We start from the raw sequence: 21,682 nt of genomic DNA, 5'->3' as shown, positions 1-21,682 counted from the left end.
GCCCCGCGAACTCCGCCCCCGGCGGTGGACCGGTCCCGAACGGCCCCTTCGGATCGCGGGCACCGGGCGGTGCGCCACCGGCGGGCGGCAACCCGTTCGGACCGGGTGCCGGCGGGCAGCCGCCGTCTCCGCCGCCGGCGGCACCGCCTCGTGGCGGAAACCCCTTCCAGCCCTGAGACCTCCATCCCCTGAGACGACCCCGCGTCGAGGTAAGGACACCACGTTATGAAACGACTGTTGATCGTCGGCTGCGGCGGATCCGGCGGTGCCGCACTGGCCTACATGATGGACCAGCTGCGCTCCGACCTGGCCGGCCACGGCATCCATCGGTTGCCCGCCGGATGGCAGTTCGTCCATCTCGACGTACCCACCTCGCCGTCCCGGGTCGAAGGTGTCGGCAACGTCCGCGACCAGGGTGGCGTCTACGTCGGCACCGGCCCGGAGAGCGACAGCTACAAGGTCCTCGACAACGCGATGACCCAGCGCCTGGCCACCAACCAGGCGGTCGACGGGATCGCCACCTGGGCCCCGCGCGACCCGGACTCGGTGTACACCCCGCTGTCCACCGGAGCCGGCCAGTACCGGTCGCTGGGTCGCATGATCACCCTCAGCCGGGTGGGGCAGGTCCGCGACGCCCTGCAGCAGGCCTGGGATCGCCTGTACCTCAACTCCACCGACACCGAGATGCGGTCGCTGTCGATCCCCGGCGCCGGGACCTACAGTCCCGACGACCAGCCGATCGTGCTGGTCGTCTCCTCGATGGCCGGTGGCGCCGGTGCGTCGATGGCACTCGACGTCTGCCGCATCCTCACCCTGGTCCAGGGAGTCGACCCGCGCCTGATGGCCGTGTTCATGGTGACCCCCGACATCTTCGAGACGTTGCCCTCTTCCGCGGTCACCGGTACCCGCGCCAACGCGCTGGCCATGCTCGGCGAAATCGTCGCCGCACAGACCGGTTCGGCCCGCGAATCCGACGTCGCACTGTTGCGGGCCCTCGGCTACGAACGCGGTGAGGGCGAACGGATCCCGTTCGCCCGGGTCTTCCCGGTGGGCCGATACGTCGGCGCCCAGCGCACCGTCTTCGGCGACGGCACACCCAACGCCGTGTACCGCGGGCTCGGGCGCGGTCTGGCCGGCCTGACCATGTCGGGTCCGGCACTGCAGCAGTTCGTCGAGTGGGACCTCACCAACGGTGTCGGCGACCAGGGTTCGCTGGAGTTCCTCGGATGGGGCAACCGGCAGTGGAACAACATCCCTTGGGGCACTTTCGGTTACGCCAGCCTGTCGATGGGACGCGACCGCTACGCCGAGTACGCCGCCCAGCGACTGGCCCGCTCCAGCGCCGACAAGCTCCTGCACGGCCACCTCCAGCCCGGCAACAGCGCCTCCGACGAGGAACAGGTCAACGCGATCCTGGACAACCAGTGGGGCAACATCTGCCGGCAGCTCGGTCTGCCCGAGGGTGCCGGCGGCAACCTCGTCGGCCAGTGGCTGGCGTCGCCGGCCGTACTGTCGCACGAGCAGGTGAGCACGCACGGGATGCAGATCGTCAACGCCGCGGTCCGCCCGCGCATCGACCAGAACCCCGGCGTCAACGGCGAACAGTGGGCGGCCTCGGTCTACCGGGTGCTCGGCGAGCAACGCGACACCGTCAAGGGAGCCGCCGCCACCACCGCCTACTCGGTGGCCTACACCTGGCATCAGAACTTCGCCAACGCACTCACCTTCGTCACCACCGAGGCGATCGCCATGCTGGGCCTCCCCTATGCGACCGGCCTGGTGAAACGGGTCTCGCGCCTCATGTCGGATGTGATCCTGCCCGAATCCCAGCAGCTGTCGGGGTATGCGCCGGGCGACGTCGTCGAGGTGTCACCCGAGGTCGCGCGGACCCTCGCATCACTCAAGGGCACGTTGACCAACCCGGCCGGGGTGAGTGAGCAGGTCCTCGACGGTCTGCGCGGTCCGGTGCAGCAGGAGATCTACGCCTCCCTGGCGACCCGGGTCGCCGACGCCGCGAGTGCGATCGTCGGGGAGATCCTCGACCCGCTGATCACCGGCCTCAACGAGTCGCAGACGCTGCTGCGTCAGGCCGCGGCGGCACCCCGCCGGGAGACCGGCCTCGCCCACCTGCAGACCACCGAGTACGCGGCCTGGCCGTCGGACAACGACGAGCGCGTCGCCGAACGCTTCTCCGAGGCCGACAACGAGGTGATGCTGACCCGGTCGGGAGAGTTCAAGCAGCGCTACGAGATCGACCTCCCCAGCTCGATCGGCGCCCAGACCTCTGATCCGCACACCTTCCGCATGGCGGTGGGCCGCGCCGCCCACCAGGTGATCACCGGCCACTGGACCACGGTCGGCGGCACCCGCGCACCCGGTGACGTCCAGCCGACGGTGGAGCGCACCTCCGCATGGGTCTCGCGGGCCTTCCCGCGTCACCCGGAGAGCGGCGAGACCCTCATCGCCTCCCCCGCCACCTTCGACATCCACATCCGGCCAGGCGAACTTCTCTCGCGCGCACGGGAATTCGTGGCCCGCCCGGGCGAGGCCTTCCACCGCTTCTGCTCGGTCTCGTTGCGCGAGTACGTGACCGGCCGGACCAGCAGCGACGCCCAGGTGGCCGAGTCCGAGCTGGCCGCCCGCCGACGCGACCTCCTGCTCCGATTCGGCGAGGCGGTGAGCCTGGCCCGGCCGCTGGCCAGCGTGAACGAGAACGCCATGCAGGCCATCCACGGCGTCTCCGAGATGATGTACCGCTACAAGTTCTCCGCGGTGCCCTTCCACAGCCTGACCGTCGCCGACGAACTGTCGACCACCCTCGGGCAGCAGATGCGCGTCGACAAGAACAGCGTCCGCGCACTCGAGGGCGCGCTCACCGACGAGGCCAACATCAAGCGCATCGACATCTTCGGCTCGTACCCGAACTACTCGCCGCTGGCCTACGACGCCGTGGTCGAGGCGGCGTCCCGCCAGTGGCTGGAATCGTCGGCGGCCGAACGCAAGGCGTTCTGGACCCATCGTCGGGCCCGCCCGCTCGCGGCCAGCCTGCCGATGCACGTCGACGAACGCCGGGCGATGGTCGGCGGATGGATCCTCGGCCGCGCCCTCGGCCTGGTCTCGGTTCCCGAGGCGCCGTTCACGCAGGCCGCGCAGGTCTGGGACGGGGAGAACAAACGGTGGTTGCCGTTCCCCGCCCAGCTGCTCACCCCGCCGTCGGAGTTCCTCGCCGAATACGACTGGCTCCCGGCGATTCTCGAATCCGTGCTGCTGGCCATCGCCAACTCGCACCAGCCGCCGGCGATGAGTTCGATGCATCCGTACCGGGCGCTGCGCCGGGTCTACGACGCGGCCGCACAGAACACCACCTCCGGAATGGATCGGGACCAGCTCGCCGCCCGCCGCAACATCGCCGGCTGGTTGCGCTCCGGCGATCTCGGCACCGGTATCGCCTCGGTGATCGCCGACACCGGGCCGGGCTCCGACATCGCCACGCGCGCAGAACGACTCACCGCATACCTGACCGAGTACCGCACCTTTGTGGGTGCACACTTCATGCGCCCCGGCGACGGCGGCACCGACGGTCACCCACCGGCCCCGGGCGGTGGTGTCTTCTCGGTGATCTCGGTGCGCGAGCAGGCGTCGAAGACCCCGATCTTCCGCGACCTCGCCCCCGACGTGTACTGGGTCACCAGCGAACTGCTGGCGCTGATCCCGGCGGCGGTGGCCGACGCCGAACGGCCGATCGCCCCGGACACACCGAGCCCGGTACCCGTACAGGGACGTGAGAACGATTGGTCGGCACCGTCGATGGACTTCGGTTCGGCATCCGGCGGGAGCATCTTCTGATGACCGCACTGACGGTGTTCCTCGCCCCCAGCGGCCCCGCCGACGGCGTGCTGGCCGCACTCACCGACCTGTCGGCGGCCGGTCTCGTGGACCAGTTCGCCTGGGTCACCGACCCCGACACCGCCACGCCGGTGCAGTCACTCGTCGTCGTCGAGCGCGGGATCGCCCACGACCTCGCACTGACCGAACTGGTCACCACACGGCGGATCACGCTGCTGCGGATCTGTTCGGTCGTGCCGATCGCCGAGGGCACCCACCGGCTTCCGGTGGGCGCCGAACTCGGTGTGACCCGAGCGCTCCACTCGGCCACCGGGGCCGCACAGGTGGTCCGAATCCGGGTGGCGCTCACCGGCCCCGCCGGGATCGACGGACCGTCCACGGCACTGTCGGTCGAGGGCTGGCACAACGTCGTCGTATCGCCGGAGGATTCACGCGGCCCCGAGTTCGGCCGCATCCCCACCCCCACCGAGCCCACGTCCATCGATCACGGCCGCTTCGCCGGTCCGGTGATCGCGGGACTGACCGGACTGTGGAGCGGGATCGAGCACGCCCCGCTCGACGACGCGCCGGTGTTGCCCGGCAAGGTGATCCGGCTGGCCCGGTCGTTCTACCGGAAACTCGAGACCGCCGACGTCGAGTCGTCCCTGCGCGCGGAGATCCTGGCGCAGGACGGGCGTCTGCCGCTGCCCAGCGATCAGCGCATGCAGGTCGTGTACCTGCAGGATGCCGGGCTGGCGGGCCGGACGATGGCCTCGACGCTGTGGACCAAGCACAGCGCCGTCCTGCGTGGCACGCGCCTGTCCTACCCCACCCAGACGGTCGAGACCATCGGGGCCTGGGCGGCCATCAAGATGTTCCTCGGCTTCCTCTGGGCGTCGATCAAGAACGCCCCGGCGGCCTGGTACCACAAGGTCGCCGGCGGGTTGGCCCGCAGCGTCGCCATCGGCGTCCAGCAGGCCGTCTTCACCGACGCCCCCGCGGCCTACGAGGTGGTCGCCCACGGCCGCCGGGCCAACGGCCAGCACGCCGGATGGGCCGACATCGGCGAGGCCTCCGATCACCTGGGCGGCCTGATCACCGGCACCGGCCCCGTGCATGACGCGGGTACCGACCTGTCGGGGTTGTGGCAGGACTACGCCCGGGCGTCGATGACCCTCGCCGATGCGGGCAACCGCACGTCGGATCTGCCCCCGGTCCCGGTGGGGGCCGCGGTCGGGATCGTGCACGAGGCCGCCGGTGTGGTCCCCGGCCCGGGCGAACGGTTCACCGCGATCCCGGGTGTGATCGGTGCCGCGACCGAGATCGACGGGGTCGACGCCGTGGACGCCCTGGGCGTCGAGGATCTGCGCCGCCGCCTGGGCGATCTCCAGCGCGATCCGCACAACGGCCTCGCCGCCGGTTCCACCTTGTCGGCGTTGAACGACTGGCAGCGCCGGCACTCCGGCAGTTTCGGTGCCGCCGTCGGCGACCAGCTCGCGAAGTCGTTCGCCGGCTGCTGGTCCGAGGTCCAGGGGCTGTTCGCCAAACTCATGAACGCGCAGACCCCGCCGGACCCGGGATCACGCAATCTCGGACTGGCCCGCTGGGTGCAGGTGGCGGTGGTGCTGTGGCTGATCCTGACCGGCGTCTTCACCTATCTGGCGATCGCGGAGATCGTGGACTGGTGGGTGGCACCGACGGTGATCGTCGGCACGCTGATCGTGCTCGTGGTGGCGCTCGGCTGCGCGTTCATCAGTACCCAACGACGACTGTTCGCCCTACTGCACCAACGGAAATCCGTCATCGCCGAGCACGAGATCGATCTGCAGAACCTGCGGGCGGCGCTCAACGATCTGCGTCGTCTGTCGCAGGCCTACGGACAGTTCCTGGCCTGGAGCCGCGTCATCGGCGGCTTCCTCGCGGCACCGCTCGGACCCGACCTGCATCGCCCGGAGCAGGTCCTGCACATCTCGCGTGGAATGCCGATGTCCACCTCGGTGGGTGTCGCACGGCCTGCCGAGGCCGAGATCGCCACCATCGCAGGACATCTTCGGCGGGATCTGTTCCGGCCGGGGTGGCTCACCCGCTCGTGGGAGGACCTCATCACGCGGGCCGCACCACCGCAGCCCGGGGCACGTGACCTCGGTGTCGGTGCGTCGCCGCTGTGGTCCGAACGTGGCCGGCGCTCGGGCTCACAGCTCGACCGGTTCTCGACGGCGGTCCACACCGGCGCCGTCACGTCCTCGGGAGCCGACGTCGTGTGGCAGCATGCGCTCGACCTGCTCGCCGGCCCGATGGGCACCCTCGTCCCGCGGCTGCTCGCCTCGGTGCAACCGATCGATCGGGTCGAGACCACCATCGACGAGTTCCTCGGCGGGATCGATCGGCCGACCGAACCGAGCGGGTCGTTCTCGACCGACCTCCTCACCGACGGTGCGATCATGGACGCCGTCGCCAAGGTCGACATCGACTACCGGCGCGCCCAGCGGTGGGGACTCGGGATCATCTGCGCTGCAACCCAGCTCAGCGACGCTTTCACCGCAGACCATCTGGTGACCGTGGGCGACCAGACCCCGCGGGCCGACACCGACTGGGCGGCGCCACAGCCGATCGAATCCGGGTTCGGTGTCTCCCGGAACGGCCAGGACCCCACCGGGGCCCCTGGTCCGGCGACCCGACCGGACGAGTTCCGGGCACCCGAACCCGGCCGAGGATTCGAGTTCTGACATGACGAGCATCAGCCCCGAGACATACCTGGCCACCCTGCAGGTCTGGCGTGGATGGGCAACCGACCAGGGTTACCCGACTCCCGAACCGCCGCGGCTCGTGGAGATCTCCCGGATCCCGCAGCAGTGGGCCGACGGTCCGCTCAGCCCGCTGGAGACGGCGTACCGGGAGACCATCGATCACCTCCTGGCCCAGACGACCCTGGGGGTCACCCCCGAGATCGCCGTCGCGCACATGCCCGAACACCTGCGCGCCGCCCCCGATGTGCCGGATCCCGAACCGGCACCGCGCCGCGACGATCCGCCGGCCGCCGCCACCGCGACCGACGACCCGCAGGCCCGGATCCTGCGGGCCCTCATCGAGTGGCGCACCGCCCAGATCGCCAACGGGGTCGAGGGGGCCGACTCCATCAAGGACGTCACCCTCCGAAACCTGCTGCGACGCAATCAGACCAGCGTCAACCAGATCCGGCGGAAGCTGACCGGTGCCGCAGCCGCCCTGGCCCCGGAGATCGCCACGGTGATCGCCGCGTTCGCCGACGAGCCCACGGACAAGCCCGAGACGGTGACCCCGGAGCCCCGTCGCACGCCGCGGCCCCCGGTCACCCCGGCCGCGCCACAACCGACACCGACACCGACAACCGCACCGAGTTCACCGGCGGCATCCAGCGCCCCAGCCGCAGACACCACCTCCGCCCACACCACCGCCGACACCACCGGCCAGGCCGGGTCGGCCACCGGCACCGGTACCGGACGCACCTGGTCGCATGGCGACTTCTGCGAATACGACTATCCCGAAACAGATGTCGAACCCGGGCGGATCAAGGTGGGTACCGCAGGAGACGGCGTCCAGCTGAGTTGGGAATCCTGGCCGACCGAAGGCCGGGAGACCGTGCTGTACCGCGTCGTCTCCGGTGACGATGTCGCACCGTACAAGCCCGAGTCCGGAGAGCTGATCGGCGTCACCACCACCGCAGCGCTCGACGACGGCCGGTTCCTGGCCTCCGCCGTCCGCGTGTTCCAGGTCTGGTGTCACGTCGGCGTCGACGAAAGCTCCGCCCGCGCAGCACAACCGGTGAAGTGGGCCGAGGGCGAAGAGGTCAGCCCGGTGGAGGGGATGCGTCTGTCCGAGGAGTCCGGACGCGTCATCGGCGAGTGGTCGGTCCATCCGGGCACCCGCAGCGTCCGGGTGTACCGCATCCCACTCGAGGGCAGCGGACCGCCGGTCGCGAACCCGAGCAACCAGATCTGTTCCGATCAGCCGAATCTCACCGGATTCGTCGATTCCGGCGCCACCCGGGGAAGACGATTCCTGTATGCGGTCCAGGCCGAGGTGATGGTTAACGACTCGGCGCGACTGTCCCGCCAGGTCAAGAAGGACGTCCTGGTCACCGTCGACCTCGATCCGGTCACCGATCTGACCGTGACCATGTCCGAATCCGGCAGCACCTTCGACTTGCGCTGGAGTACACCGGAATCCGGTCAGCAGGTCCAGATCCACCGGTTCGCCTCACCGCCGCCGGCGGGCCTGGAGAACGAGGACCGTGACGCCTCGGCGATCACGGTCCAGGGCTTCACCGAGGAATCACGGATCAAGGACCCGGTCACCGCACTCGATCCCACCACCTCCCAGATGACGCGGGTGCTGTGGCCGACGGACTGGGAACGCGCCTACCTGACCCCGGTGACCCTCGCCAACGGACGTGTCCGGATCGGCACCACCCAGGTGCAGACACGTCCGCTGCCCGCGGTGATCAAACCGCGGATCATCGAACGATTCAACACCGAACTGATCACCTTCGGCTGGCCGGCCGGTGCGGCCGAGGTGCAGGTCTTCGTCGGTTCGACGACGCTGAGCCCCGAAGAGATCTGCTCCCAGTCGCGGCCATCCGCCGTGGTGTCGGCGTCGACGCACCGGCGAGACGGCGCGATCATCATGCCACAAAGGTTGGGTGCCAACGGATGTACCGTCTGTCTGGTACCGGTCGCCTACTCGCGCGGCGAGCAGATCCGGGGTGAGATCGCCACACTGGCCTATCCGGGCCTGACCCGGATGGAGTACCGGTTCGAATCGGTGCCGACCGACAACCCCCGATCACGTGTGCTCCGGCTGTGGGTCGGCTCGGAGAGCGAGCTCGCGAACCCGCCGGCGCTGGTGCTGGTGGCAAACCGCGAACGACTGCCGCTGGATCTCCGGGACGGACACAATCTGCAGTTCCTCGTCCGTGGTCAACGGACTCCGCACTGCGAGCTCCCCCACATCCAACCCGGGGTGCACCGCACCGACTTCTATGTCGATCTCGGCAACGAGTTCGCATTCGTGCGGGTGTTCGTCGACGACACCGCGGACCGCACACCGCGTGTGGCGCTCACCGACCCGCCGATGCAGCAGCTCTGGCAGTTCCGGGCGCCCACGCCGCAGGGGGACCAGGGATGACGGCTGCGCCGCCGCCGGCAGCGTCGCAGTACGCGCAACTGACCTACACCTCGTTCGACGACGGCGCCGGGCGCGGCGGATGGCAGGTCAAAGAGGTGCGGGGGGATCTGACCACGGCCCAGCGCGACACGCTGGTGGGCCGGGTCGTCACGCGGTTCGACCTCGATCCCCGTCTGCCCGACTTCCCCACCGAGGCACAGATCGCCGAGCGCCCGAGCCGGCTGGCGTACGCGCGGATGGACGACGCCGGGGTGTTCTGGCATACGACGGCCGCCGGCCCGGATGCCACCGGCAGGCCCGGAAATGTGTTCGCCCACATCGCCGTCGACCGCAGCCGTGCCCACCGGCCCGGGTATCGGCCGATCCGGCTCTGGGGTTCACCGGACTGGCTGCGGCCGTACCGCGCCGAGAACGTGGCCGCGGCCCGACTCGGTACCGCCGACATCCCCGCTCCCGGCAGCATCATCACACTCTCGTCGGTCGTCCGGTTCGTGACCGACGATGCCGTCGACCGGCAGGGCGTCTTCCGCGTCCTGATCGACGCCGTCACCCATGCCCTCGAGGACGGCCCGGCGGTGGTGCTGCTGACGCACTCGCACGACGCATCGGCCGCGTGGATCGCCGCCGTGTCCTACCTGCTGCCCCCGGAACTCGCGGGACGACTCGGATGGACCACCCATGATCGCCCGGATCAGATCCCGGCCCACATCGACCGCGGGACACATCTGATCGCCGTCCCCGCCGACAGTGTCGACGAGCGCACGGCCTTCGGTGGTGCGCTGGTGATCGACGAGAACGAGGCGCCGCTGCTCGGAGATGTGGGATCGGTGCATCGCGTCGCACGTGGCGAGGTGCCGGTCTCGGCGCTGTCCACCTTTGTCGAGGGTGTTCTCGAAGACGAGGACACCGCCGTCGCCGTGCTCCTGCGCCGCGACGAGGTGGGACTCGCACTCGGTGCGCAATCCACCTCGGGGGCATGGCCGTTGGCGGTGGCGATCGCCGAGAATCCCGCACTCGACGAGTTCCACGACGATGCCCTCCGCGTGGTCGCCCACGACGAACCGGCCGACACCGCAGCCCTTCCCGAGGCCGCGGCGTTGATCGCCCGGGCCCGCACGCAGTTCCCGATCACCCCGGATGAGGCACTTGCCCAGCTGCGCAAGGCCGTCGCCGGCCAGTCCGATCCGGGCATCCCCGCGTCCCGGTTCCTGGTGGCCGCGCTCGACGACAGGCAGTGGCTTCACACCAGTTCGTTCGGCAAGCTGCCGGCCGTCCAGGCAGTCGACCTCGGTGGGGTACGTGCCACGATCACGTCCCTGCTCGCCGATGCCGAGAAATCCGTCGACCACGAGCCCACCGGAACCGCCATCTTCGTCATCCGGCTCACCATCCTGCTCGATCAGCTCGCGCGTCATGACAGCGAGTTCGTCGAGGTCGAGGCCGAACTCACCCGTCTCTGGGAGAGAATCGACCCGTCGGTGATCTGGGATACGAACCAACAGTCGAATCTGGTGTTCATTCCGTTGGGGGTCCGAGCCAAGTTCGTGCGCCCCAGTCTTCTCCGCTGGAATCGTGTGCACCTCGAGGCCTTTCGCAGCCCGTTGTGGAACTGGGTCTTCGACGACGGTTCCGGTCGACCCCTGGAACCGCCGGCGAATCCATCCAATGCCGATCGGCGCCTGTACCCGATCGCGGTAGCAGCGTGCCTGCGCGGGACCCCGGCGGGCACACCCGATGCCCTGAACCTGGGCACCGAACAGCGACAGGCGGCCGTCACCCAGGCGATCGAGTTCGTCCTCGAGGACCTGACGCTCGACGACGCGCAGGCCAGGGACCTCACCGGCGAACTGACCCGCCTCGAGGCACCGGCCGCCGCCGATCTGCTGATGTGGACCCACGAGAAGCCCCGTCGGACCTCGCCGACCATGCTGCACGACCACGTGTTCTACGAGAATCCCACGCCGGACATGCTCTACGACCTGGCCGGACAACCGCGCGGTGTGGACGCCGCACAGGATGCCCTGGTCGCCGCGGCATGTCTGCGCAGGTTTCACATGAACCCGGGCAACATCCCGGACCCGCCGACCCTCATCGAGACCGTCCGCGTATGCATGGGTGATCCGGTCGGGTGGAACCGGCCGCTCGCCGAGGATCTGCGCCGGATGCTGTATGCCGGAATGCTCGTCGCGCAGTCCCGCGCGGCGGCGTTCGCGACCGCCGGGGGTCCGGCCGACGAGCGGCTCACACACCAGCGGCCGGACACCGCCAACAGACTCCTCGATCTCCTGGGGATACTCGTCGGCCGCAAGCTGCTCGACATCGGCTGGGTCGCGGCGCGCAGCTACCTGTCGCAGTTCGAGCACATCAGGATCGACCACGTCATCGCCGACGACCTCGCCACCGAAGAGCCGTGGGCCGACCGACTGCTGGACGAGGCGGTCCAGGACCAGCGGTATCACGGGCCGGCCACCGCCGACGCCCTGCGTGATGCCGTCTGGCCCGCGCTTCGCACCGTCACCGCCGCCGACGCCCAGGAGTTCTTCGCCGAGCATCCCAAACAGGCCTCGGCATGGCTGGAGTCCTTCAAGATCATCAGCCCGGAGACCTCAGGTCTCTGGCCCTTCCGCTCCCGAGAGGATCGCTGACATGGCCACCTACGTTCTCGACGGCAAGGCATCGGCAACACTGCCGCGCCGGCCGTTGGCCGTCCAGCTGGCGACCGCCACCCCCACCACGGGCGTACGACTGGCCGCCCGGACCGCCGACGGCGCCTCCACCCGCGTCATCCAGCAGTCCCCCGGACTGCTGATCCTCCCCAGGGTCGACGTGGAGACGACCATCGTCGCCGTACCCGACGCCGGGCGATCGAACTTCGACCAGGGCACCGTCGTGCACGTCTCGTTCGGTCCCGACGGCGGGAACGACCCGAGCGCCGATATCGCACAGCTGACCCCCCGTGACGTCTCCGGGATGAGCTTCATCGAGCTGGCGACGGTCGCCCCCGACGGCCCCGACACCCTCGTCGTCCAGACCCGTCTGACCATTCCCGACGCGCCGCTGCCACCGCTCGCCGCCAAGGCGCGTGTCGCATGCCGCGGCGTGCTCCGGCTCGACCAGGTCCCGGAGGCCGATGCGGTGACCGTCCGCTGCATCGTCGACAGCTCCGCCTCGATGGCGGCCCTGATCGCCTCGGGTGCGGTCGCCGCGGCCGGCGACGTCGTCGCGGGCGTCGCCGCTGTCGTCGGCGACCGTCCGACCATCGCCTGTACCCGGGCCGACGGCGCCACCGAAGAGATCGCCCCGGCAGATCTCGGCGAGTTCCTCTCCCGGCCGCCCGGCAACGGATTCGGCCTGCTGATGGGCTCGCGGCCGACGAGCCCGGCCGTGGGCAGGTCGCTGACCGTGATCATCACCGACGGACCCGGGACCGGGCTGACCATCGGCACCGGCCCGCGTTCGGGTGAGGCCACCCTGGTCATCTCACCTTCCCGGGCAGCCACCACACGGCCCGGCTTCATCGGCGCGCAGATCGAACCGCCACAACCCGGTGGAGACCCGCGGGAAGCACTGATCGCCTCGCCCGAACGTCTCACCACCGTCGTCGCCGGACTGCTCGCCGCGACCGAACTCGGGAGCGTGCGACGATGACCGGACCAGGCCCGGCACCGGTGAAATGCCCTCGGTGTTTCACCGCATTGCCCCACGACAAGGTCGCATGGACCGAGGCCACTCCGGAGTCGGTCGCGCACAACCCCACCGCCAGCGCCTACGCCGGGGTCGCCACGTCGACGGGGCAGGTCCACACCGCGAACCGCCCGGAGAACAGTCCCGACTGGATTCCGGCCAGCTTCGATGTGCACCGGCACGTCGAGGTGTGCGTGACCTGCCACTACACGCTGCCACCGATGTGGCGGTACGGCGAGGCCACCTGCGTGGCCATGGCCGGGGCCCGGTACACGGGAAAGACCGTGTTCATCGCAGTCCTGATCAAACAGCTGCAGCAGTACACCGAACGGTTCCACCGTGAGGTCATCCCCGCCGACGACGAGACCGCGAACCGCTATTCGGCGATCTACGAGACCCCGCTGTTCGTCGAACGCGGGATCGTGCAGGCGACACCGAGTGCGGCGTCGGAGGCCCACCACCCGCTGATCTTCGACCTCGGTGTGTGGGACGGCCTCAAGCGTTTCCTCGTCATCCGCGACGTGGCCGGTGAGGATCTGGAGGAGGCCAAGGTCGCCGGACCTGCCTGGGAGTTCTTCTCCCGCGCCGACGCGGTGTTCTTCCTGTTCGATCCCCTCCGGGTGGAAGACGTCTCCGATCAGCTCCGCGATCTGATCCCCGATTCCTCACGGGTCGGCGGCGATCCGCGCGACGTCCTGCGGGTGGTGATGCGGCTGATCTCCGGCGGGAACCCCCGGCTCGGTGTCATCCTGTCGAAATTCGATGCACTGCAGGAACTCTCACGGGTCAAGAACAGTGCCTGGGGTCAGGTGATGGGTCATCCGGGTGCGGCCTTCAACCGGGATCCGAGCCTGGTCAACCGGAGCTACGACGAGACCGACGGACAGCTCCTCGACGCCGAGGTGCGCAGTCTGCTCCAGCGCCTGCGGGCCGGGCCGTCGTTGCTCAACATGGTGGATCCGGTGACCGGGCAGCAGTACCACCACCGATTCTTCGCAGTGTCGGCCCTGGGTGAGTCACCCGAGGGAGAACGGTTGCACCCCAACGGGATCTCCCCCTTCCGCTGCATGGATCCCATCCGCTGGGTACTCGCCGATCGCCACGTGCTCCAGGAATGAGCGCATGCCGTGACACATCCCCCGAATCCCTTCGGACCCGACCCGTTCTCACCGAACCCGGCCCGGCACAACCCATTTGCGCCGGGCAACGTCGACCCGAGCGGGAACGACCTGTTCCGCCCGGCGGCGCCCACCGAATCGTCACCGCCGGCGAATCCGTTCGAGCCGCCGGCACCGGTACCGGCGTGGGCCGGGACACCACCCCCGCACCCGGGCGGGCCGGCAACCTTCGGCACACCGGCACCCGGGCATCTCGGCATCCCCGCCGCCGCACCGGTGCACACGCCGCGGCCACCGGCGATCGTGCTGAGCGCCGCCGCCCTCACGGCCGCGGGTCTGCTGGTCGTGGTGCAGACGGTCTTCGGTGTGATCGCGGTGTCGCGCGTGCGCGCATCGGCAGATGCCGCCCTCGATGCCGATCCGACCGGTACGGCCGACCGGGTGGCCGGGACCTGGGTCGACACCGGCCACTCCATCGGGATCGGTGCCACCATCGCGCTCGGGGTGATCTTCGCAGCGTCGTACGCACTGTTTACGATCGGTACCTGGCGGGGCCACCGGTGGCCGCGATATGCGGCGATCTTCCTCGCCGTGCTCTCGCTGTTCGGTCTGCTGGCCGGACCGGTCGTCATGGCGATCGTGGTCTGCGGACTGCTCGCCACGGCGGGATTGTGGTTGCCACCGTCCCGGCGCTACACCGAGCAGCGGCCGGCGGCGAGATGACGAGAGGACAACGATGACGACGACTCCGGATCGCCTGGCGGTGATCACCGTCGCGATCGAGTGGGACGGTGCACGCACGCCGGCCGGGATCGACCTCGACCTCGCCGCACTCGTCCTCGGCGACGACGGCACAGTGCTCAGCGACGACTACTTCGCCTTCTTCAACCAGCACGACACCCCGGAGAAGGCGGTCCGGCTGGTCGGCGGGAACGCCCACGACCCGCGCGAGAGCCTGACCATCGACACCCTGCTCCTGCCACCGAAGGCCCGCGAGGTGGCCATCGTGGTGACGGTCTATGACAACGCCGACGTGTTCGGCCGGTTCGAGGCCGCCACGATCAGCGCCGCCGACAGCTCCTGTGGCGCACTCGCCGAGTACTCGCTGTCGGCCGGGCAGCCCGATGTCCGGGCGCTGGTCTACGCGCGCCTGGTGCTCGAGGACGGCAAGTGGCGATTCCGGGCCACCGCCGAACGGCATGCGAGCCTGTTGTCGATCGCCTCGGCGTTCGGCGTCAACACCTGAGTTCACGCCCCGGGCCCCCCGGTGCGAAAGCACCGGTGACCACCGCCGAGATCGGTCGTACCGGAGTCCCACGCAGGGGCCCGACCTCGGCCTACCCTGGTTCACAGGTCGGGGCGACCGACGTCATGGGGAGGCAGACGATGAGCTCGGCACACCATTGGGTGGCCACCGGTCCGGACGGGTTGGCCGACTTCGCCTTCGTCGAGACCGAGGTACCCGCACCGGGTCCCGGCGAGGTGACCATCGACGTCGTCGCCGCGGGGATCAACCCGGCCGACCTCAAACATGCGGCGCGCGCCGAGACCTTCCCACTGCCGATCGGCTACGAGGTGTCGGGGCGGATCTCGGCCATCGGCGCCGACACCGAGATCGCCTCGGGTCCGGCGGGTATCGGCGACGAGGTGCTCGCATTCCGTGTCCACGGTGGCTATGCGACGTCGCTGACCGTCCCGGCGTCGACGGTGTTCGCCAAACCGGAGTCCCTCGGATTCGACGAGGCGGCAGGCCTGTTGCTGGCCGGGGTGACCGCCGCCGACATGATCCGTGCCGCCGAGGTCGCCCGCGACGAGCTCGTCGTCTTCCACGGCGCCTCCGGGGCGGTGGGCTCGATCCTGTTGCAGCTGGCCAGGATTCGCGGATTCCGGGTCATCGGCACCACCGGCGAGGCCGGCGCCGGGCGTGTGCGCGAGTTCGGTGGACTGCCGGTGGAGTACGGCCCCGGACTCGTCGACCGCATCCTGGCCCTGGCCGGTGACATCCCGATCGCCGCGGCCCTCGACGCCGTGGGCACCGACGATGCCGTCGACACCTCCCTCGCCCTGGTCGCCGACCGCTCACGGATCGTCACCGTCGCCGCCGCGGCGCGCGCCCGGACCGACGGGTTCATCGCACTCGGGGGTCGGCAGCCGGAGAGTCAGATGTTCCGGGATTCGGTGCGCACCAGCATGATCCGACTCGCCGGCAATGGCGAGGTGGTGGTTCCGATCGCCGCGACGTATCCGTTGTCGGCGGCACCGGACGCCGTGTCGGTGGTGGCCGGCGGACATGCCGGCGGCAAGGTCGTCCTGCGCCCCTGACCGCGCCGGCCGACGCACGACGTCCCGTGACCCCAATGCCGTGACCTCATCGCCATGACACCACCGCCGTGACCTGGCACCGCGACCTCGGCACCGCGACCTCGACGCCGTGACCTCGACGTGACGGCCCGACGATCAGTTCGGCCCGGAACCGCTCGACGGGGAGAGGACGTCGGCGTGCCCGTTGCGGCGGCACCAGCTCACCAGGTACCGCGCATGCAGACCGCACCAGCGGTAGACCGCGGCCTGGGTCATCGGCATGTCGGGATCGTGCTCGCCCCGCCGGAGGATGATCGGACCGAGGTAATGACTGGTCACCTTGTTCGCGGTGTTCGGCGACACCTTCGCGACGCGGGCCAGGGAGGCGTTGTCGGAGACGTGCCCGGCGGCGATCGCCCCGGCCATCCGTCCGCTGGTCTCGCCGCGGCGTCCGTCGAACAGCTCGTGCAGCGAGGTCCCGTCGGTGACCGGCGTGGGCGGCAGTCGACGCCCGAGTGCGGCGGTGCGGACCGCCTCGGCGAGCGCGCCGAGGCCGTCGGACTTGGCGATCACGCCGACCACCTCGGGACGGCGGCCGGCCTCGTCGAGCAGGTCCTGCTCCATACTGTGTCCCTGCGTGGCCAGCACGACCGGCGCCAGCCGGCCGTACCGGGTGAGCGCATCGATCACGTCGAGCCCATCGAACTCCCACTCGGTGACCGGGTGATTCCACACCAAATCGGCCACCACCACGTCGTAGCGCACCCGGCCGGCGACCCGCTGGGTGAAGTCGTCCCGGTCGACGGCCACATCGACGTGGGCGCGTTCGAGTGCCGTCGCGAGCGGACCGGCCACCATCCGCCCCAACGGCGAGGCGACCAGCACCCGGAGACCATTCGGCATGACATTCATTGTGTCCGATCAAGCGACTTCATGCGTAATCACGCATGAGATTGTGACTTTGGTGGTGTTTTCTGCTCGAAATCGGAGCGATGGTGCCAAACAGAGACCTGATCTATGCGGTACTCGCGGTAATGCTTGTTCGGTGACCTCCGTTCTCGGCCGTGAACTGCCACCCGCCGGCTCCCACAGCCCCGCCCTGACCGTGGCGGTGCTCGCGGAGGGCGGCATCGCCGACGCCGCATTGTGCGCGCTGTTGCAGAACGCCGGTCACGCGTCGTTCCTGGTGCACACCGCCGATCTCAGACCCGACCCGCTGCGACCGACGTCGGCGTCGATCGCGGTGGTCGTCGCACGCTCGGCCGATCACATCGAGGCCGCCCGCAACGATCCGTTGCTCGCCGACGCCCGGTTCGTCGGGCTCGGGGTGGCCTCCGGCGACCCCGACGGACTCGATCTCACCGACTCCCCCAATGCGGCGTCGGAACTGCTGGCCTTCCTCCAGCACGTCGCCGACGACCGGGCCCGCACCCCGCAGGTCATCCGCCTCACCCCGCGCGAGCGCGAGATCGTGGTGGCCTATGCGCTCGGCGGCACCACCCGTGAGGTCGCCGAGATCCATCACGTCGCCGAGAGCACCGTCCGCGAGCACTACCGCCGGGTGGTGCAGCGATACGAGGCGGTCGGGCGCAGCGTCGGCAACAAGTCCCGGCTGCTGGTCAACCTGCTCGCCGACGGCTGGGTGCGCCCCCAGGAGATCGTGGCCGCGGTGTGACCCGGTAATCGGCGCCGCCCGGTGACGCACGTGGCACAGTGAGACCTGTGTTGCTGCCGACGATGATCCCCAATGCGCCCGACCTCGCCGATGCCGTGATCGTCGGCGACGACCATCTGTCCCGGGAGGAGCTCGTCGGCGCGGCCACCGCGACGGCCGAACGAATCCGCGGCGCCCATACGCTCGCCGTGCTGGCCCGCCCGACCGTGTCGACGGTGCTGGCCATCGCCGGCGGTCTCGTCGCCGGCGTCACGATCGTGCCGATCCCACCGGATTCCGGGCACCGCGAACTGGTCCACATGCTCTCCGACTCGGGGGCCCAGGCATGGCTCGGCGAGGCCCCGCCGGACACCACACTGCCCTCGATCCCGGTCCGTCGATACGCCAAGTCGTGGCATTCACATCCCGAGCCGCCGGCCGACTCCACCGCCCTGATCCTCTACACCTCCGGCACCACCGGTATGCCGAAGGGCGTGCCGATCACCCGGCACGCGATCGCCGAGGGTCTCGACGCCCTCGCCGACGCCTGGGACTGGACCGCCGGTGACACCCTCGCGCACGGGTTGCCGCTGTTCCACGTCCACGGCCTGATCCTCGGTGTGCTCGGCCCGCTGCGTCGCGGTGGCCGACTGATCCACACCGTGCGGCCCACCCCGGAGAACTATGCCGCGGCCGCCCAGGCGGGTGCGTCGATGTTCTTCGGTGTGCCGACGGTGTGGGCACGGGTCGCCACCGACCTCGCGTCGGCGCGCGCGCTCGCCCCGGCACGGCTGCTGGTGTCGGGCAGCGCCCCGCTGCCGGTCCCGGTGTTCGACGAGATCCGGGATGCCACCGGCCACGAGATCGTCGAGCGTTACGGCATGACCGAGACCCTGATCACGGTGAGCACCCGGGCCGACGGCGAACGCCGGCCCGGGTGGGTGGGACTGCCGGTGACGGGTGTGGAGACCCGGCTGCAGGAGGCCGGCGAGGAGCTGCCGCACGACGGGGCGAGTGTCGGCGATCTGCTGGTGCGCGGACCGATGCTGGCCACCGGATACCTCCACCGACCCGAGGCCACGGCCGAATCGTGGTCGGCGGACGGATGGTTCACCACCGGCGACGTCGCGGTGATCGGACCCGACGGGATGCACCGCATCGTCGGGCGCCGCGCCACCGATCTGATCAAGTCCGGTGGTTTCCGGATCGGTGCCGGCGAGATCGAGACCGTGCTGCTGGCCCATCCGTCGGTGTCGGAGGTGGCCGTCGTCGGCGTCCCCGACGAGGACCTCGGCCAGCGGATCGTCGCCTACGTGGTGGGCTCGGCCGTCGAGGACTCCGAGCTGATCGAGTTCGTCGCCGAGGAGCTGTCGGTGCACAAGCGACCCCGCGAGATCCGGTGGGTGGAAGCCCTGCCGCGCAACGCGATGGGCAAGGTGCAGAAAAAGCTGCTGGGCTGACCGGCCGGGAACCGAAATCGGACATGCCACGTTCATTCGGATGACAGACCAGACCCGGGTGGGTCGCCTCGCACTTCACATACAGTGAGGGCCATCGCACGTAGAGTGGCGTTTGGCCGTTCAACGACAGAAAGGCACGACAACCATGGGCGTGAGCCTGAGCAAGGGCGGAAATGTCTCGCTGACCAAGGAGGCCCCGGGACTGACCGCGGTTTCCGTCGGTCTGGGCTGGGACGTCCGCACCACCACCGGCACCGACTTCGACCTGGATGCCAGCGCCATCGCACTGGGCACAACCAAGAAGGTGCTCTCCGACCAGCACTTCGTCTTCTTCAACAACCTGCGCTCACCGGACGGCGCGATCGAGCACACCGGTGACAACCTGACCGGTGAGGGCGAGGGCGACGACGAGGTCATCAACATCGACCTGGCCGGCACCCCGCCGGAGATCGACAGCGTCGTCTTCCCGGTCTCGATCTACGACGCCGACGCCCGCTCGCAGTCGTTCGGCCAGGTCCGCAACGCCTACATCCGCGTCGTGAACCGCGCCAACGGTGCCGAGATCGCCCGCTACGACCTGTCCGAGGACGCCTCCACCGAGACCGCGATGGTCTTCGGCGAGATCTACCGCAACGGCGCCGAGTGGAAGTTCCGCGCCATCGGTCAGGGCTACGCGTCGGGCCTCGCGGGTATCGCCCGCGACTACGGCGTCAACGTCTGATCTCCTCCCCGGTCATCGACAACGTCACCGATGCCGCACCCGATCACCGTCGAGTGCGGCATTCGTGTGCGACGGGCGTCGCAGCGCGGCGCGCCCAGCGCGGTCCGCGGGGCTGATCCCCGCGATCGACGGCGTAACGCCCACCGCATCTCCAGAAAGGCCACGCCCCAGTGGTTCTCCGAATATTCGGTCTGTCCATAGTCGTCACGATCTTCTCGCTGATCATCGCCTTCCTGTACGGCGGTCCGACAGCACTGTTCCTGACCCTGATCCTCGGAATCCTCGAGGTGTCGCTGTCGTTCGACAATGCCGTCATCAACGCCACCGTCCTGCGACGGATGAGCGAGTTCTGGCAGAAGATCTTCCTCACCGTCGGCATCCTCATCGCCGTCTTCGGTATGCGCCTGGTGTTCCCGCTCGCCATCGTGTGGCTGGCATCGGGGCTCAATCCCATCGATGCCCTCGACCTGGCACTCAACCCGCCGCCGGGCGATGCCGCCTACTTCGCGGACGGCAGCCCCAGCTACGAGACCATCATCACCGACGCGCATCCGCAGATCGCGGCGTTCGGTGGCATGTTCTTGCTGATGCTCTTCCTCGGATTCATCTTCGAGGAGAAGGAGATCACCTGGCTCAGCTGGATCGAGCGGCCGCTGGAGAAGATCGGCAAGCTCGATCAGCTCGAGGTGGTCATCGCGGCGCTGCTGCTGATCATCACCGCCGAGTTCATCGCACCCGACGACGAACGCTCCACCGTGCTGTTCGCCGGCCTCCTGGGCATGGTCACCTACATGGTGGTCAACGGACTCGGTGAGTTGTTCAACACCGACGAGGGCGAGGACGAGGACGAGGCCGACGACGAACGCGCCAAGAACGATCCGCGCGTCGACGAGGCGGCCGCAGTCGCCGACACCGAGCTCCGACGACGCTCCGGCCCGACCGATCTGGCCAAGGCCACCGGTAAGGCCGGCTTCTTCCTGTTCCTCTACCTCGAGGTCCTGGATGCGTCGTTCTCGTTCGACGGTGTGATCGGCGCGTTCGCGATCACCGCCGACCCGATCATCATCGCGCTCGGCCTCGGCCTGATCGGTGCGATGTTCGTCCGTTCGCTGACGGTGTACCTGGTCCGCAAGGGCACGCTGAGCGAATACGTGTACCTCGAGCACGGCGCCCACTGGGCGATCGGTGCACTGGCCGTGATCCTGCTGTACTCGATCGGTACCCACGTCCCGGAGCTCGTCACCGGTCTCGTCGGCATCGTGCTGATCGGCGCCGCGTTCGCCTCCAGCGTCATCCGGCGCCGCAACGAGCCCGAAGGCGCGAAGGACCACATCGAGATCTGATCGCGGAGATCCGATCGCACACGACAAACCCCCGGCACTCGGTGAGTGCCGGGGGTTTCGTTCATCTCGCGGCCGGTCGGGTCCCGGCACAACCTGCCCGAGGTTTCGACGCCCGGGTGGCCTCGCGCCGTCCATGATGGTTGAGCCGACGCGGAGCGCAGGGCTGACCCCTTGAATCCGCCCAGCGACAAGTCGAGTCGAAACCTCCGCCGGTCGACATCGGCGGGTGACCACTTCGGCGGTGGCCACCTCCCAACGCAACCTGACCGAGGTTTCGACGGCCGGGCGGCCTCGCGCCGTCCACGATGGTTGAGCCGACGCGGAGCGCAGCGACAAAGTCGAGTCGAAACCTCCGCCGGCCAACATCGGCGGGTGACCACTTCGGCTGTGGTCGCGGACACGCACATCTCACC

The 21,682-nt window shown here is 69.4% G+C and carries 14 protein-coding genes; 13 read left to right on the top strand and 1 reads right to left on the bottom strand.

Annotation, left to right across the window (positions count from 1 at the left end):
- The first annotated feature begins 225 nt into the window (after positions 1-225).
- From GD1_RS07760 to GD1_RS07720, 9 genes are all read left to right on the top strand, one after another.
- Entirely contained in the window at positions 226-3,846 is a 3,621-nt protein-coding gene (locus GD1_RS07760; RefSeq protein WP_059036586.1) for a tubulin-like doman-containing protein, read from the top strand.
- Positions 3,846-6,551 carry a hypothetical protein gene (locus GD1_RS07755; RefSeq protein WP_059036589.1) on the top strand — a complete coding sequence of 902 codons (2,706 nt, stop codon included), beginning with the start codon at positions 3,846-3,848 and terminating at the stop codon, positions 6,549-6,551. The genes GD1_RS07760 and GD1_RS07755 overlap by 1 nt, the downstream gene beginning before the upstream one ends.
- Position 6,552: 1 nt before the next feature.
- A complete protein-coding gene (locus GD1_RS07750; protein WP_059036585.1) occupies positions 6,553-8,988 on the top strand; it encodes a SaeA-related protein in 2,436 nt (811 codons plus the stop codon).
- Positions 8,985-11,633 carry a GAP1-N2 domain-containing protein gene (locus GD1_RS07745; RefSeq protein ID WP_059036584.1) on the top strand — a complete coding sequence of 883 codons (2,649 nt, stop codon included), beginning with the start codon at positions 8,985-8,987 and terminating at the stop codon, positions 11,631-11,633. Before GD1_RS07750 ends, GD1_RS07745 begins: the two co-directional genes overlap by 4 nt.
- A 1-nt stretch (position 11,634) precedes the next feature.
- Positions 11,635-12,636, top strand: coding sequence for a hypothetical protein (locus GD1_RS07740; protein ID WP_059036583.1), 1,002 nt, complete (start codon positions 11,635-11,637; stop codon positions 12,634-12,636).
- A complete protein-coding gene (locus tag GD1_RS07735) occupies positions 12,633-13,790 on the top strand; it encodes a TRAFAC clade GTPase domain-containing protein (protein ID WP_053777220.1) in 1,158 nt (385 codons plus the stop codon). The genes GD1_RS07740 and GD1_RS07735 overlap by 4 nt, the downstream gene beginning before the upstream one ends.
- Before the next feature lie 9 nt (positions 13,791-13,799).
- The gene (locus GD1_RS24985; RefSeq protein WP_059036582.1) at positions 13,800-14,513 is read left to right on the top strand and encodes a hypothetical protein; all 714 of its coding nucleotides are present in this window, start codon (positions 13,800-13,802) and stop codon (positions 14,511-14,513) included.
- 13 nt (positions 14,514-14,526) lie between these two features.
- Positions 14,527-15,036: a TerD family protein gene (locus GD1_RS07725; protein WP_059036581.1), complete on the top strand. Its 510-nt coding sequence runs from the start codon at positions 14,527-14,529 to the stop codon at positions 15,034-15,036.
- Between the two features lie 140 nt (positions 15,037-15,176).
- A complete protein-coding gene (locus GD1_RS07720; protein WP_059036580.1) occupies positions 15,177-16,112 on the top strand; it encodes a quinone oxidoreductase family protein in 936 nt (311 codons plus the stop codon).
- Between the two features lie 135 nt (positions 16,113-16,247).
- Here GD1_RS07720 and GD1_RS07715 read toward each other — a convergent pair whose 3' ends face one another.
- On the bottom strand, positions 16,248-16,994 hold the full coding sequence (locus tag GD1_RS07715; protein WP_373855264.1) for an MSMEG_1198 family transcriptional regulator: 747 nt from the start codon (positions 16,992-16,994) through the stop codon (positions 16,248-16,250).
- Positions 16,995-17,136: 142 nt separating this feature from the next.
- On the opposite strand from GD1_RS07715, the gene GD1_RS07710 reads away from it, so the two are divergent.
- The 4 genes from GD1_RS07710 (at position 17,137) to GD1_RS07695 (ending at position 21,269) form a co-directional block, all read left to right on the top strand.
- Positions 17,137-17,766, top strand: coding sequence for a helix-turn-helix transcriptional regulator (locus tag GD1_RS07710; RefSeq protein ID WP_059036578.1), 630 nt, complete (start codon positions 17,137-17,139; stop codon positions 17,764-17,766).
- Between the two features lie 47 nt (positions 17,767-17,813).
- Entirely contained in the window at positions 17,814-19,205 is a 1,392-nt protein-coding gene (locus GD1_RS07705; protein WP_059036577.1) for an acyl-CoA synthetase, read from the top strand.
- Between the two features lie 145 nt (positions 19,206-19,350).
- Positions 19,351-19,926, top strand: coding sequence for a TerD family protein (locus GD1_RS07700; RefSeq protein WP_020794038.1), 576 nt, complete (start codon positions 19,351-19,353; stop codon positions 19,924-19,926).
- A gap of 170 nt (positions 19,927-20,096) precedes the next feature.
- A complete protein-coding gene (locus tag GD1_RS07695) occupies positions 20,097-21,269 on the top strand; it encodes a DUF475 domain-containing protein (protein ID WP_020792869.1) in 1,173 nt (390 codons plus the stop codon).
- The last annotated feature ends 413 nt before the right edge of the window (positions 21,270-21,682 follow it).

The organism is Gordonia desulfuricans NBRC 100010 (genome assembly GCF_001485495.1).
In the GTDB taxonomy this organism is placed as follows: domain Bacteria; phylum Actinomycetota; class Actinomycetes; order Mycobacteriales; family Mycobacteriaceae; genus Gordonia; species Gordonia desulfuricans.
The sequence above is the reverse complement of the archived record's forward strand: the minus strand, read 5'-3'. Positions and strand labels throughout refer to the sequence as shown.